This window comes from Vibrio sp. V15_P4S5T153 (assembly GCF_963874485.1).
Taxonomy (GTDB): domain Bacteria; phylum Pseudomonadota; class Gammaproteobacteria; order Enterobacterales; family Vibrionaceae; genus Vibrio; species Vibrio anguillarum.
Genome location: NZ_CAWNHR010000011.1, coordinates 1,420,044 through 1,435,221, shown reverse-complemented (window position 1 = coordinate 1,435,221; position 15,178 = coordinate 1,420,044). Strand labels below are relative to the sequence as shown.

Below are 15,178 nucleotides of genomic sequence, written 5' to 3'. Positions count from 1 at the left end.
TTTACACAGTGAAGGCCGTAAAAACGCCTCACTATATCATTGATATCACGAAGTCGGGAAAACAAATCCCTGTTGCCCTTTCATTAAAACAGGGCATCAAGTAAAATTCTGCTCCTATTTACATTTCCTGAACCGAGAAACCTCTATAGATGTCCTTGCTTGCTATTGGAATAAATCACAATACAGCGTCGGTAGAACTGCGAGAGAAAGTGGCGTTTGGTCCTGATAAATTATCAGAAGCCTTGCGACAACTTGCGTCCAGTTCCAGCGTTCAAGGTAGCGTTATTGTCTCTACCTGTAATCGCACGGAAATTTATTGTGATGTAAAATCATCGAGCAAAAGTAAGTTAATCGATTGGTTGTCTCAGTTCCATCATGTGAATCCTGAAGATCTTAAACCGAGTTTGTATGTACACGAAGAACAAGCCGCTATTCGTCATTTGATGCGAGTGGCTTGTGGTCTGGATTCACTGGTATTGGGTGAGCCGCAGATTTTAGGGCAGGTGAAGCAAGCCTATGCGGATGCTCGCGAGCATAACGCGGCTGATTCAGCGATTGAAAAACTATTTCAAAAAGCATTCTCGGTAGCTAAGCGTGTGCGCACCGAAACCGAAATAGGCGGCAGTGCGGTCTCGGTGGCTTATGCTGCTTGTACGTTGGCAAAGCAGATCTTTGAATCACTCTCTGATTCAACGGTAATGTTGGTTGGGGCGGGTGAAACCATCGAACTGGTTGCGAAGCATTTAGCAAGTCATCAATGTAAACGTATGATAGTCGCCAACCGAACCCGCGAGCGAGCGATGGGGCTTGCACAGCAGTTTGATGCTGAAGTGATTGCACTCAATGAGATCCCTGACTATCTCGCCCACGCGGATATCGTCATCAGTTCAACCGCCAGCCCACTGCCGATTATTGGCAAAGGGATGGTAGAAAGTGCGATTAAAGTGCGTCGCCATCAACCCATGTTATTGATTGATATTGCCGTGCCTCGTGATATTGAATCGCAGGTCGGGGATTTAAACGATGCCTATCTGTATACGGTTGATGATCTTCAGTCGATTGTAGACAGCAATATGGAACAGCGTAAAGTTGAAGCCATTCAAGCTGAAGCGATTGTCAGTGAAGAGAGCGCAGCCTTTATGAGCTGGATGCGCTCCTTGCAAGCGGTAGACAGCATCCGAGAATACCGTCAATCGGCCAACGAAATTCGTCAAGAATTGCTCAGCAAAAGCTTGCAGGCACTGGCTGCAGGGGGCGATCCTGAAAAAGTGTTACTTGAGTTAAGTAACAAACTCACCAATCGATTGATCCACACACCAACCCGAGCATTGCAAAGCGCTGCCGAGTTAGGTGAACCGGCTAAATTGGCCGTGATTAGACAAAGTTTGGGTCTTGACGACCCTCGATAATATCCGTCACTCCGAATTAAAGAAGAAACTATGAAAGCGTCGATTTTAGTTAAGCTTGAATCCCTTGTTGAGCGTTACGAAGAGGTTCAGCGCCTGCTTGGCGAGCCTACCGTAATTAGTGATCAAAACAAATTCCGTACTTTGTCAAAAGAGTACTCTCAGCTTGAGGAAGTCACTAAATGCTTCCAAGCTTACCAACAAGCGCAAGAGGATTTGGTTGCCGCGGAAGAGATGACCAAAGAAGAAGACGCCGAGATGCGTGAGATGGCTCAAGAGGAAATCAAAATAGCCAAAGCGACGATCGAACGTCTCACTGATGAATTGCAAATTCTGCTGCTACCAAAAGATCCGAACGATGATCGCAACTGCTTCTTAGAAATTCGTGCAGGGGCGGGCGGTGATGAGGCGGGTATTTTTGCTGGCGATCTGTTCCGTATGTACAGCCGTTATGCTGAGAAGATGAGCTGGCGTATCGAAATTATGTCCGCTAGCTATGCTGAGCATGGCGGCTATAAAGAAGTGATTGCTAAAGTAAGTGGTGATGGCGCTTACGGTGTGCTTAAGTTTGAATCAGGCGGTCACCGCGTGCAGCGTGTTCCGGCCACGGAATCTCAAGGTCGTGTGCATACTTCCGCTTGTACCGTCGCGATCATGCCCGAAATTCCTGAAGCAGAAATTCCAGAAATTAAAGCTAGCGATCTGAAAATTGATACTTTCCGCTCATCGGGCGCGGGTGGTCAGCACGTAAACACCACCGACTCTGCGATCCGTATTACCCACTTACCAACAGGCACGGTAGTAGAGTGTCAGGACGAGCGTTCACAGCACAAAAACAAAGCCAAAGCGATGGCCGTATTGGCCGCTCGTATTGCACAAGCGGAAGAAGCGAAGCGCGCAGCCGAAGTGTCCGATACTCGTCGTAACCTACTGGGTTCTGGTGATCGTAGCGACCGTATTCGTACTTACAACTACCCGCAAGGTCGCGTTTCCGATCATCGTATTAACTTAACCATCTATCGCCTTAATGAAGTTATGGAAGGGGATCTGCAAAGCTTGATTGATCCAATCATTCAAGAATATCAAGCAGACCAACTTGCCGCTCTTGCCGATCAACACTGATCCCATGACGTTATCTCGTATTGATGATGTGTTGAAAGCCGCGATTGCTCAACTCCAAGAAGGCGGCAGTGATTCGCCTTCTGTGGATGCAGCGGTGCTGCTTTGCCATGTACTGGATAAACCACGTTCTTATCTGCTGACTTGGCCTGAAAAGACCTTAAGCGAAACGCAGTCGCGGCAATTTTGCTCGCTGATTACGCGTCGAGTGACGGGGGAGCCTGTGGCCTATTTGGTCGGGGAACGTGAGTTTTGGTCGCTGCCACTGAAAGTTTCGCCTTCGACATTAATTCCTCGGCCGGATACTGAACGTTTGGTTGAAATTGCGTTAGAAAAAAGCCAGCAGACGCAAGGGGATATTTTGGACTTAGGCACAGGAACTGGCGCGATAGCATTAGCGTTAGCGTCTGAGCTACCTGAACGTCATGTGGTTGGTATTGACTTACGCCCAGAAGCGCAAGCCTTAGCGTTGGAAAACGCGCAGCGTTTAACTATTACCAATGTCACATTTTTACAAGGCAGTTGGTTTGAACCTTTAAAGCTCGGTACAAAGTTTGCTTTAATTGTCTCCAATCCACCGTATATTGAAGAGAATGATCCCCATCTCACGCAAGGGGATGTACGTTTTGAGCCTTTAAGTGCGCTGGTGGCCAAAGATAAAGGCTTGGCTGACATTAAACACATTGCAGAGAATGCGCGTCACTATTTGCAGCAACAAGGCTGGCTGCTGTTTGAACATGGTTATGATCAAGGGGCGGCAGTCAGAGCGTTATTTGAGTCACTCGGCTATCACCATGTAGTGACAGAAAAGGATTATGCGGGTAATGACCGAGTGACACTGGGTCAATATTCGCACTCAGAAGAGAGAGCATCATGTACGAAGGATTAAAACATTTTCATCTACTGACCATTGCGATCAGTGCACTATTGTTGTCGGTACGTTATGCCTTGATGATGATGGATTCCAAATGGCTGCAACACCCTTTTTTGAAACGTTTTCCTCATATTAACGATTCGCTGTTGTTGTTATCGGGTATCGCGTTGATTGTGATGTCTGGTTTTATCCCATTTACCCCAGCCGCACCTTGGTTAACTGAGAAGCTGACTTGTGTGATGGCGTACATTGCACTGGGCTTCTTTGCGCTCAAACTGGGTAGGAATAAGCTGTTGCGTACCTTTGCTTTTTTGGGCGCATTAGGTTGGCTTGCTATGGCGGGAAAAATCGCCATCGTAAAAACGGCTATGTTTTTAGGCTAACAGCATCCGAGCGGCATTATGTTTGAATGGTTCGATGAAGATTTTGATGCAATGGAATTGGTGGAAGGGGCGCTGATCTTAAACAAGGCCGTCAATCCTGAAACTGAGGATGAATGGGCACGCCAAGAGTTGGCCCGTTTGCTTACACAAGCAAAACACGAGTTAGCTGATGAACAGGATGAAAAACAGCGTTTTGAAGCGTTGTTGCATCTGTTTTACCAACAATGGGGTTTTCGCGGTGACAGAGAGGCTTATTTTGATTCACGTAATGCCTTCATCGATAAAGTATTGCAGCACCGCAAAGGTATTCCCGTCAGTTTAGGTGCGCTGTTGCTCTATTTTGCGCGCAAGCTAGGCTTTCCTTTACAAGGTATTACCTTTCCCACACAGTTTTTATTGCAGTTGCATTGGTGCGATGAATCACCGATTTATATTAACCCTTTTACTGGTGAAACCGTCTCATTACATATACTACAAGCGTGGTTAGTTGGGCATAAAGGGGTCTTGTCTAAGCTGAAATCGAGTCATTTGGAAGTGACAGATAATCCGACGGTGATCGGTCGTTGGCTGGCACTACTAAAGAGCGCACTATTAAGAGAAGAGCGTTATACCTTAGCGCTGCGTTGTACTGATTTAGCGCTGACTTTTGTTCCTGATGATCCGTATGAGATCCGCGATCGCGGCTTTATCTATCAGCAACTGGATTGTCACCAAATTGCCTTATCCGATTATCAATACTTTATTGATCATTGTCCGAATGATCCGGCGGCTGAGTTATTAAAAAATCAAGTTAATGCATTAAGCTTTGAAGCTATTACGCTGCATTAACCGCTAAATGAGAGAGAATAAAATGGAACAAAAAATCGTCCACGTGGGTGATATTCCCGTTGCTAACGACAAACCGTTTACTCTGTTTGCTGGAATGAACGTCCTTGAATCCCGTGATTTAGCGATGCAAATCTGTGAGCATTACGTGAAAGTGACCGATAAACTCGGTATCCCTTATGTGTTTAAAGCTTCTTTTGATAAAGCCAACCGCAGCTCTGTTCACTCTTATCGTGGCCCCGGCTTGGAAGAGGGAATGAAAATTTTCCAAGAGCTAAAAGATACCTTTGGCGTCAAAATCATCACTGACGTGCACACAGAAGCTCAAGCTCAGCCTGTGTCTGAGGTGGTTGATGTGATTCAACTGCCAGCGTTTCTTGCTCGTCAAACTGACCTTGTCGAAGCGATGGCGAAAACAGGTGCAGTGATCAACGTGAAAAAACCACAATTTATGAGCCCTGGTCAAGTGGGCAATATCGTGGAAAAATTTGCAGAGTGCGGCAACGACAAAGTGATTTTGTGTGAACGTGGTGCTTGCCATGGCTATGATAATCTGGTCGTTGATATGTTGGGTTTTGGTGTGATGAAAAAAGTATCAAACGGCAGCCCAATTATTTTTGATGTGACCCATTCACTGCAAATGCGCGACCCTTCTGGCGCAGCTTCTGGTGGGCGTCGTGAACAGACAGTTGAGTTAGCAAAATCAGGTCTTGCTGCCGGGATTGCGGGCCTTTTTATTGAAGCGCATCCAAACCCAGATAAAGCGCGTTGCGATGGTCCATCGGCACTGCCTTTGGATAAACTTGAACCTTTCCTTGCACAAATGAAAGCGTTAGATGATTTGATCAAGAGCTTTGCTCATATCGATATCCGCTGATTTTTTGTTGGATCTACCACTTATAATTTGGCCACCGCAAGGTGGTCAAATTTTATCGAATGTTTCCCAAACTTGTTTATCTTGTCTAAGTGCTCACTTTTCCTTATTTTTTCGTGTTTAGGAAAGAAAACGATTGCCTGTGATCCATTAAAATTTCACGTGTAACCTGTGGCAACCGTTACATTTTTGAATTGATTTTATAGTGATCAATTCTACATAAATATGAAATCAATCTGTCACCTTTGAGATGTTAATTTAAACTGGGTCAAGTTTATCGGTATGGCTTGATTTTGTGTTTGCAACGTTGACCATGACCTCCCCCTCACAAGCAGTGGATTTTTCAAGTTCAAAGGTATGATAATGAAACAACGTCTTATTCTAAAAACAGCGCTCAGCGCGGCTATTCTTACAGCCCTTATGGGTTGCGCAACTCAACCCACTCATGAGTGGAAAGAAGATACGACTTATAAACTCACCGTGTTACACACTAATGACCACCACGGTCGTTTCTGGCAAAACAAATATGGCGAGTATGGTATGGCGGCACGTAAAACGCTGATCGATGATCTTCGCTCTGATATTGAAGCAGAAGGCGGCAGCGTACTGCTTCTTTCTGGTGGCGATATTAATACCGGAGTTCCTGAATCTGATCTGCAAGATGCAGAGCCTGATTTTAAAGGCATGAGCAAGATTGGTTATGATGCGATGGCGTTAGGTAACCATGAATTCGATAACCCGCTCGAAGTGCTGTTTAAGCAAAAAGAGTGGGCGAATTTCCCAATGCTGTCGGCCAACATTTACGATAAAGCGACCGGAAAACGTCTATTCCAAGCCTACCAAATGTTTGATAAACAGGGCGTCAAAATAGCGGTTATCGGTTTAACGACTGAAGATACCGCTAAAATCGGCAACCCTGAATATATTGGTGGTATTGAGTTTAGAGATCCAAAAGAAGAAGCGAAAAAACTGATCGCAGAAATTGAGAAAACGGAAAAGCCGGACCTTATTTTTGCCGTTACCCACATGGGCCATTATGAAAATGGCCAACGTGGTGTGAATGCACCGGGTGATGTTGCGCTTGCACGATACTTGGATGAAGGTTCTCTCGATATGATCGTCGGCGGCCACTCGCAAGAGCCTGTCTGCATGGAAGGCCCTAATGTGGTGAAGAAAAACTTCCATCCGGGAGATGAATGTAAGCCTGATATGCAAAACGGTACTTACATAGTGCAAGCGCATGAATGGGGTAAGTATGTTGGCCGTGCGGATTACGAATTCCGTAATGGTGAACTGAACATGGTGAGCTACAACCTGATCCCCGTAAACCTGAAGAAAAAAGTGAAAGTGAATGGCGAGAGTAAGCGCGTACTGATTCAAGATCAAATCGCTGAAGATCCAGAAATGCTTAGCTTCTTGCGTCCATATCAAGAACAAGGCCAAGCGAAACTGAATGTGGTCATTGCACAAAGTAATGGCAAGTTAGAAGGGGATCGCAACGTTGTGCGTTTCCAACAAACCAATTTAGGTCGTTTGATTGCACTTTCTCATATGGAACGCGCAAAAGCCGACTTTGCGGTGATGAATTCTGGCGGCGTGCGTGATTCGATTGATGCAGGAAAAATCACTTATAAAGATGTGCTCAAAGTACAACCTTTTGCCAATATTCTCACTTATACCGATATGACCGGGGCTGAAGTGTTGGATTACCTCAATGAAGTGGCGACCAAACCTGTTGATTCTGGCGCTTATGTACAATTCGCGGGGATTTCGATGACAGTGGCCAATGGTAAGGTATCGAACGTCTTTATTGGTGATAAGCAGCTCCGTTTGGACGAAACGTATCGCTTCACCGTGCCTAGCTACAATGCAGCAGGTGGTGATGGTTATCCAAAAATCTCCGATCATCCAGGTTATGTGAATACGGGGTTTGTGGACGCGGAAGTATTAAAAGATTACCTCGAAGCACACAGTCCAATTGATGTGAACCAATATGCACCAGCAGGCGAAATTGTCTATAAGTGATAGCTCGATAAAGAGTTTGACTCATTGTGAGCAATCATTTTAACTAAAGGCGGTGCTTAGGCATCGCTTTTTTATTGGCACTAACGGTTACTTTGAGATAAGCACGATGACACCTGCGATTGATTTGGCGAAAAAGAAAAAAATTCCTCACACTCTCCATCAATATCAACATGATCCTAATCACAGCAGTTATGGTTTAGAAGCGGCTGAGGTTTTGGGACAAGATCCGAAAAAAGTGTTTAAAACACTGCTGTTTTGCTTAAATGGCGAGCCGAAAAATCTCGCTGTCGCGATTATTCCTGTTGATCAAAAATTAAACTTAAAGCGTGCGGCCAAAGCGGCTAAGTCGAAAAAAGCGGAAATGGCTAATCCAGACATAGCGCAAAAAACCACAGGTTATGTGGTCGGCGGCATTAGCCCACTTGGGCAGAAAAAAGCACTACCGACCTTCATTCATCTCAGCGCAGAAGATCAATCGACCATCTGTGTCAGTGCAGGTAAGCGCGGTTTAGAGATTGAATTGGCACCGAGCGATCTTGCGTTATTAACGCGAGGTGAGTTTGTTGAATTGTGTCAAGAATAGAGAATGAAAATCCGGCCTCGATTGAGGCCGGATTGACTGGCAAAATTAGTTCTTCAGTTTGATCTCTTCTTCCATCTGGGCGTTATCCACCACATGGTTTTCTCCTAAGTCATTAGGAAGGATCAAGTTTAGAATAATGGCTACGATACCGCATAAGCTGACACCTTGTAGGCTAAACTCTCCGATACCAAAGGCCATGCCGCCGATACCAAACACTAATGTCACTGCCACAATCACTAAGTTACGAGACTTGTGAAGATCGACATGATTTTTAATCAGTGTGTTTAGGCCAACCGTTGCAATTGAACCGAACAGCAAAATCATAATGCCGCCCATTACGGGAATTGGAATGGTTTGTAGTAGCGCGCCCAGCTTACCAACCAATGCTAATACAATCGCGGTGATCGCAGCCCAAGTCATGATTACTGGATTAAAGGCTTTCGTCAGCATTACGGCACCCGTCACTTCGCTGTACGTAGTGTTTGGTGGCGCACCCAGCATCGAGGCTGCGATGGTGGCAACACCGTCACCCGCAATGGTGCGATGTAGCCCAGGTTTCTTGATGTAATCTTTTCCAGTGACGTTTGAGATCGCGAGCATATCGCCCACGTGTTCGACTGCCGGAGCAATTGCAACCGGGATCATGAACAAGATCGCGTTGATGTTGAATTCAGGGAAAGTGAAGTTCGGCATTGACAGCCAAGCCGCTTGCGTAACAGGAGTAAAATCCACTACACCAAAATAGAGGCCCAAAAGATAGCCTGCAAAAATACCGCCGCAGATCGGCAACAGTTTGAGAAAACCTTTGGCAAAAACGCTAATCGTGATGGTGGTTAACAGTGAAACGCAAGAGATCCACATCGCTACATCTGAGCTAATCAGTTGTACCGAACCATCTCCAGTTTTACCTAGCGCCATGTTTACAGCAACAGGCGCAAGGCCTAAGCCAATCACCATGATCACCGGGCCAACCACGACAGGAGGTAAAATTTTGTGGATGATTTCTACGCCACGGACTTTGATGATCGCTCCCAGTAGTATGTAGACAAAACCAGCGGCCACTAAACCGCCCATCGTCGAGGCAACGCCCCAAGTTTGGATGCCAAACATAATCGGTGCAATAAAGGCAAAAGAAGAAGCAAGAAAGATGGGGACAGAGCGGCGAGTAATAAGTTGGAATAAAAGGGTACCGACACCGGCGCCAAATAGTGCAACGTTAGGATCAAGCCCAGTTAACAGTGGGACAAGAACCAGCGCACCAAATGCGACGAAGAGCATCTGTGCGCCTTGGATGGCATTTTTCATCATGATTTCCCTGAAGCAAAATAAAAATTCGCGGGATTCTATCACTTTTGCAAACGATTGCCATTGAAACTAGATCAAATAAAGTCACAAATGTTGATGAAATTATCACCGAACTCTGCCGTGGATTCCTTGCCGCGGACCGGATAGTTGCTTATCATCGACGTTCACAAAACAGATCATAGGAACAGTATGCGCTATTTAGCTATGTTGGTGATGAGCTTACTCACTCTCCCTGCTTATGCCTTAACCAAGGTCGACTTATACCATACCGAAGTCGTGATTGATCAACAGCAAGACAATGCCGACGCGAATGCTCGTATCAAAGGGATGAGCGAAGTGATTGTTCGAGCTTCGGGTGATAGGAATGCGGTGAACAATGAGGTGATTAAAAAAGCCTTAAGGCAGAATTCGCAATATTTAGCGCAAATCAGTTATGGTCAAAATGGGGCGCAATCTTCGATTGTCATGGGGTTTAGCGCACCGCATATCCGCACATTATTAACTCAAGCTCAATTACCATTTTGGCCTGAAAACCGAGCTAATGTTTTAGTCTGGTTGATTGAAGAGTCAGGTTATGACCGCAGTATCGCTTGGGAGCATTCTGACACGAGTATGTTAAAACAGCTTAAAGGCGCGACTCAAACTCGCGGTTTGCCTATCACAGTGCCTGTGGGTGATTTTGATGATATTACCGGTGTGGAAGTATCGGATTTGTGGGGCGGTTTCGTACAGCCTATCAGCATGGCTAGCCAACGTTATCCAACCGATGCTGTATTGGTGGTCAGAGTGCAAAGTAATGGTGTGCGTTGGAGTTTGTATGATCAACCCGCCGCTCAAATGGCACAAGCCACGAAAGCGCCACTGTCTGGTCAAGCGTCTGGTGACGATGCCATTGAACAAATGGTCGATCAATTGAGTGATTACTATGCAAGAAAGAGCTCGGTTATCGTGGCCAGTGAATCCTCTTCTTCGCTGCTTGCTCGTTTTAGCCCGATTGATGATGCAATGGATTTCTTTACCTTGGAGAATAAGTTGAAGCGCTTAAGCTCTGTTGCTTCTTTGGACATTCTCAAGATTCAAGGTGAGGAAATCACTTTCGAAGTGCATTTGTTGGCTTCAGAGTCCGAGTTTGAGCAAGAAGTGCTGCGCATGGGCAAAGTCGCTAAAATTGATGACCCACAGCCAGAGAGTGTGCCAACACAGCTTACCCCAGCAGCAGAGGTTGATGATTCTGCTGTGGAGTCAGGCTCTTTGCAAGTCACACCTGAACCGTCATTATCTCAGGCCATCACTGAACCAGTGAAGCGAGTGCTCTCTTTTGAGTGGCAAGCGTAAAGTACTCAGTCACCTCTTGAACAAATGCTGAGATAATCAAAAAGAGCCCATCAGGGCTCTTTTTGTATGAGAAGAATAGGCAATCCTGTCATGGATTGACTCTATGGTTGATTATCGTGGGTAAAATTGGCTTTCTCTTGTTTTTCTACTTCAGATAGACGCTTGAGTTTCAGTCCGAGCTCTTTACCGCGATGGCGAGCATACAATGTATTACCGACAAAAGCGGCAAATGTCAGTAGCAGTTCTACTACTGCTAACCAGCGCTCCCCTCCATCAACATAAATCAGCGTTAACGCGTGTAGAAAGTAGAGCATTAAAACAAAGTTGGCCCAGGCGTGAGTGTAGGGTTTTCCGGCCAAAATTCCCGGTAATGGTAAAAGCAGTGGGATAACCCATGCAATGGCCAATGCAACATGATTAAGATGAGGGTGAGGAGAGAGCGAGAATTGCCATAAAACCACCCATATAATTAGGGATAAGTTACTCAGTAAAGCTAGCCATCGGTACTGCTTGGTGTTTGGCATCATTTCTGCCGTCATAATCTGTCCTTTAATCGGCTGGCTAGCATTGCCAGCCGTTTTCCTAAATTTTTAGCCAGTTCACTTTCGTGCGTAGTGAGTTGTGGCGAGTGTGTTGCGACATGGCTTGCACCATATGGCGTGCCTCCAGAGGTTGTGGTATGCAGTGTAGGCTCTGAATAAGGGATGCCAACGATTAGCATGCCATGATGCATCAGTGGCAGCATCATACTCTGTTGCGTACTCTCTTGGCCGCCATGCAAAGAGGATGAAGAAGTAAACACGCAAGCGGGTTTATCAATTAATGCGCCGCTAATCCATAGAGGGGTCGTTTGGTCCCAAAAGTGCTTCAGTGGCGCGGCCATATTGCCAAACCAGACTGGGCTGCCAAAAGCCAAACCATCACATTGCTTTAACTCATCCAGAGTCAGGTAGGGATCGGTCGTTTGCTCTGCATGATTGTCTAGCGCCGGAACGGTGCGCAAGAGCGCTGTCGCGCCTTGTGCTTCAATTCCGCGTGCGATTTGTCGTGCCAGTGCTTGCGTTGAACCGTGCCTACTGTAATAAAGTACGACGACTTTAATACTCATAAAATCTCAAGTACTTGCTCTGGTGGACGACCGTGGCGCGCTTTACCATTGGCGACAACAATGGGACGCTCAATCAACTTAGGGTGCGCGGCCATGGCTGAAAATAGCTGATCATCAGTAAGTGCATCATCACTTAGGCCAAGTTCTTTATAGAGATCTTCTTTGGTGCGCATCATATCACGAACCTGTTGTAGCCCGAGTTGAGCGTACAAGGTTTTCAACTGTTCGATGGTTGGGGCTTGGTCTAAATATTTGATGATCTGTGGCTTTAACTGGCGGTCTTCTAGCAGTGCCAGAGTTTCACGACTTTTTGAGCATTTAGGGTTGTGATAAATCACGACTGACATAACTTCTCCTCGTTGTATTGTGATTATTGGAGTGATAAGAATCGGTCTCGTTGCACCATCAATTGGTCAATGCGTGCATCGTAGCGAGCTTGTTCTAAGCTGCCAAGTTCGGCGAGTTGACTTGCTTGAGTGTAATATTGAATCGCTTTATTCCAATTAGCTTTGAGCGCTAAAAGCTCCGCTCGCGCGGCGAGATCTTCTTGGCTATTGCCAATGCCGATATTCGCTTCTGATAGCAAATGCCAGCCGTTGGTATCATTAGGGTTGTCATGGGTGTAGCGCTGCAATACCCGAATGGCATCAGACAATTTATCTTGTTTTAACAAGCTGTTGGCGTAGTTAATTGTTAAGGTTGGATTGTTCGGTTTCTGTTTAAGCGCCTTTTCGAGCAAGGTTTGGGCTTTGGCCGCTTGATTTAGAGCGATATCGAGATCGGCCATCGCATCAAGATAGAAATTGTTTGTTGGGTCTTGTGCAACCAGCTTTGATAAAATCGCCTCTGATTTATCAAATTGCTTGCTATCGAGATAAACCAAGGCTTTGCCATATTGGAAGGCTGGCGCGAGAGCCGCACCCTCTTTTTTCTCCGCACGCTTAAACCAATCAAGAGCGGCTTCATTATCAATCCCAGCATAGCGAGCAACAATTCGCGAGCGTGCTAAATGGTAATCCAACGAAGGTTGAAGGCGCATAGGCGGGTAGTGTTGGGCACGCTCACGGCTGTCGGTAATACGATCTTCTGGCAGCGGATGGGTTAGTAACATCGGTGGCGGTTTACTAGCGTAACGATATTCATCAGCGAGGCGGCCAAAAAACCTTGGCATGGCTTGGGCATCAAACCCCGCTTTGGCTAGCGTTGCAATACCAAATCGGTCAGCCTCTTTTTCATTACTGCGCGTATAGTTTATTTGGCTTTGCATACTGCCTGCGGTGGTGGCGGTAATGGCGGCAATGCCCACTTCAGGTGCCGCAATGGCCAATAACAAAGAGCCTGCCAATGCGGCGATTGTTGCTGGTGAGCGTCTGGCTTGATCTTCCATACTGCGTGCTAAATGGCGCTGCGTGACGTGGGCAATTTCGTGCGAAAGAACCGAAGCGAGTTCGCTTTCTGTTTGTGCATGCAAAAACAACCCAGAGTGCAACGCAACATAACCGCCAAAGAAGGCAAACGCATTGATATTGCGATCGCGGATCATAAAAAAGGTGAACGGCGTTTTTACATCGTTGGCATTGGCAACCAATTTATGCCCTAGGCTATCGATGTACTCGTTGATCACCGGATCATTGACGATAGGCTGGCTGTTACGCAGCATGCGCATATAAGCATCACCATAAATAAGCTCTTGATCAATCGTCAAGGTCGAACCTGCTACTGTCCCAATGTCCGGTAGCTCTATGGTGTCGGCATAGCTCAAGGAAGGGGCGTTTATCGCCACAGTAATACAGAGGCAAAGTAAGGATCGAGCGCGTTTAAACTTCATATTTGTCAGTGATATTCCGTGATCTTCTTGTCTGTATGACATTGAATGTGTGAATTGGTTTCCAACTCAAAATAGCGGCCAAAAATTGTAGAGAGAGAAGAGTAAGCCAGCCGGTGTTTGAGTATCGATAAACACTGGCATGCCAGTCAAAACTCGATACAATGGCAGGCCTATATTAAGCATTGAGCAGAAGAATGGAACCAAATATTCTGGATTTACGCCAGCAGCGTTGTCCGATGGCTTTATTACTTGCGAAGCGTCACACTGTTCAATTGGTTTTGGGTGAGGTATTAGACATTTGGCTTAACGACGTCAGCTCAGGACAGGATATAGAAAAATATTTGTCTGCTCATGGCTTTCGTTGCCAGTGGAACACGTCACCCGGCTATTTTTGGCTAAAAGTAATTAAGGAACTCGATTAAATGTTTGAAATGGTAACTCGTTGGTATCAAAGACGCTTTTCTGATCCTCATGCCGTTAGTCTGGTTGCTATTCTGTTTTTTGGTTTTGTAACGATATATTTCTTCGGCCATTTGATTGCGCCGCTGCTTGTGGCCATTGTGCTGGCGTATTTACTTGAGTGGCCAGTAATGCAATTGCGCCGTTTTGGGCTTCCTAGGTCCGTTTCCGTAATTTTGGTGATTTTGCTGTTTGTCGGTTTGATGCTGCTGGCTATCTTTGGTTTAGTACCAACCATTTGGAAACAGGTTGGTAATTTAATCAATGACATTCCTAACATGTATGCAGGATTGCAAAGCTTCATTTTGAGTATTCCTGAACGTTACCCTGAACTCGATAACTTACAGATTGTTGAGTCGGTGATAAGCAATGCGAAGAACCAGGCTTTAGGTATGGGGGAAAGTGTCGTTAAAGGGTCACTTGCTTCTCTTGTGAGTTTGGCCACCTTGGGTGTCTATCTCATTTTAGTGCCGTTGCTGGTCTTCTTTTTATTAAAAGATAAGAATGAAATGCTGCGAATGACCAGTGGGTTATTGCCACGTAACCGTAAACTCGCGGCTAAAGTATGGCAAGAGATGAACCAACAAATCTCAAACTACATCCGTGGAAAAGTGTTAGAAATACTGATTGTTGGTAGTATCAGTTACGTCACTTTCGCCATTCTTGATTTACGCTATTCGGTGTTGCTTGCTGTGGCTGTGGGTCTATCGGTTTTGATCCCTTATATTGGCGCGGCCGCTGTGACGGTGCCAGTTGCCATCGTCGGTCTCTTCCAATGGGGCATGACTCCGCCGTTTTACACATTATTAATTGCTTATGGCATCATCCAAGCTTTGGATGGCAACGTATTGGTTCCCGTTCTATTTTCTGAAGCCGTTAATCTACATCCCGTTGCTATCATTGTCGCGGTGTTAGTCTTTGGTGGGCTATGGGGGTTTTGGGGCGTATTTTTTGCAATTCCTCTTGCCACTCTAGTAAAAGCAGTATGGCATGCTTTGCCCAGCACTGATGAACCTGTTGTTGAGGCTGAATCACCCTAAAATCACTGAATTAT

16 protein-coding genes are annotated in these 15,178 nt (G+C 45.9%); 11 read left to right on the top strand and 5 right to left on the bottom strand.

What is annotated here, in order from left to right; genetic code table 11:
* Positions 1-149: 149 nt before the first annotated feature.
* The 8 genes from hemA to ybaK all read left to right on the top strand — a co-directional run bounded on the left by hemA (position 150) and on the right by ybaK (position 8,089).
* Complete coding sequence (hemA, locus tag AACT42_RS08420) at positions 150-1,409, top strand: glutamyl-tRNA reductase (protein WP_047687796.1); 1,260 nt, start codon at positions 150-152, stop codon at positions 1,407-1,409.
* Between the two features lie 30 nt (positions 1,410-1,439).
* Entirely contained in the window at positions 1,440-2,528 is a 1,089-nt protein-coding gene (gene prfA / locus AACT42_RS08415) for a peptide chain release factor 1 (protein WP_013856266.1), read from the top strand.
* Between the two features lie 4 nt (positions 2,529-2,532).
* The gene (gene prmC / locus AACT42_RS08410; RefSeq protein WP_094132094.1) at positions 2,533-3,414 is read left to right on the top strand and encodes a peptide chain release factor N(5)-glutamine methyltransferase; all 882 of its coding nucleotides are present in this window, start codon (positions 2,533-2,535) and stop codon (positions 3,412-3,414) included.
* Entirely contained in the window at positions 3,399-3,782 is a 384-nt protein-coding gene (locus tag AACT42_RS08405) for a SirB2 family protein (RefSeq protein WP_013856268.1), read from the top strand. Before prmC ends, AACT42_RS08405 begins: the two co-directional genes overlap by 16 nt.
* Positions 3,783-3,800: 18 nt before the next feature.
* Positions 3,801-4,610, top strand: coding sequence for a SirB1 family protein (locus AACT42_RS08400; protein ID WP_017047863.1), 810 nt, complete (start codon positions 3,801-3,803; stop codon positions 4,608-4,610).
* Between the two features lie 22 nt (positions 4,611-4,632).
* Positions 4,633-5,484, top strand: a complete 852-nt coding sequence (gene kdsA / locus AACT42_RS08395; protein ID WP_094132093.1) for a 3-deoxy-8-phosphooctulonate synthase — start codon at positions 4,633-4,635, stop codon at positions 5,482-5,484.
* Between the two features lie 360 nt (positions 5,485-5,844).
* A complete protein-coding gene (gene ushA, locus AACT42_RS08390; protein WP_094132092.1) occupies positions 5,845-7,506 on the top strand; it encodes a bifunctional UDP-sugar hydrolase/5'-nucleotidase UshA in 1,662 nt (553 codons plus the stop codon).
* A 106-nt stretch (positions 7,507-7,612) separates the two neighbouring features.
* Positions 7,613-8,089 (top strand): Cys-tRNA(Pro) deacylase, encoded by a 477-nt coding sequence (gene ybaK, locus AACT42_RS08385; protein ID WP_026027304.1) that lies wholly within the window; start codon positions 7,613-7,615, stop codon positions 8,087-8,089.
* Positions 8,090-8,134: 45 nt separating this feature from the next.
* Here ybaK and AACT42_RS08380 read toward each other — a convergent pair whose 3' ends face one another.
* Positions 8,135-9,394 (bottom strand): uracil-xanthine permease family protein, encoded by a 1,260-nt coding sequence (locus tag AACT42_RS08380; protein ID WP_010320498.1) that lies wholly within the window; start codon positions 9,392-9,394, stop codon positions 8,135-8,137.
* 189 nt (positions 9,395-9,583) lie between these two features.
* Between AACT42_RS08380 and AACT42_RS08375 the strand changes: the two genes are divergently transcribed.
* Positions 9,584-10,729, top strand: a complete 1,146-nt coding sequence (locus tag AACT42_RS08375; RefSeq protein ID WP_026029006.1) for a DUF2066 domain-containing protein — start codon at positions 9,584-9,586, stop codon at positions 10,727-10,729.
* Between the two features lie 101 nt (positions 10,730-10,830).
* On the opposite strand, the gene AACT42_RS08370 is transcribed toward AACT42_RS08375, so the two are convergent.
* The 4 genes from AACT42_RS08370 to AACT42_RS08355 are packed head-to-tail and all read right to left on the bottom strand — an operon-like array spanning position 10,831 to position 13,665.
* Positions 10,831-11,256, bottom strand: coding sequence for a DUF2069 domain-containing protein (locus AACT42_RS08370; RefSeq protein ID WP_026028353.1), 426 nt, complete (start codon positions 11,254-11,256; stop codon positions 10,831-10,833).
* Positions 11,257-11,264: 8 nt separating this feature from the next.
* On the bottom strand, positions 11,265-11,837 hold the full coding sequence (wrbA, locus tag AACT42_RS08365) for an NAD(P)H:quinone oxidoreductase (RefSeq protein ID WP_013856276.1): 573 nt from the start codon (positions 11,835-11,837) through the stop codon (positions 11,265-11,267).
* A complete protein-coding gene (arsC, locus tag AACT42_RS08360; protein WP_017042768.1) occupies positions 11,834-12,184 on the bottom strand; it encodes an arsenate reductase (glutaredoxin) in 351 nt (116 codons plus the stop codon). The genes wrbA and arsC overlap by 4 nt, the downstream gene beginning before the upstream one ends.
* Positions 12,185-12,207: 23 nt before the next feature.
* Entirely contained in the window at positions 12,208-13,665 is a 1,458-nt protein-coding gene (locus AACT42_RS08355; protein WP_094127681.1) for a beta-barrel assembly-enhancing protease, read from the bottom strand.
* Positions 13,666-13,859: 194 nt separating this feature from the next.
* Between AACT42_RS08355 and AACT42_RS08350 the strand changes: the two genes are divergently transcribed.
* Entirely contained in the window at positions 13,860-14,087 is a 228-nt protein-coding gene (locus AACT42_RS08350) for a sulfurtransferase TusA family protein (RefSeq protein WP_017042766.1), read from the top strand.
* A complete protein-coding gene (locus AACT42_RS08345; RefSeq protein WP_017042765.1) occupies positions 14,088-15,164 on the top strand; it encodes an AI-2E family transporter in 1,077 nt (358 codons plus the stop codon).
* Positions 15,165-15,178: the final 14 nt, after the last annotated feature.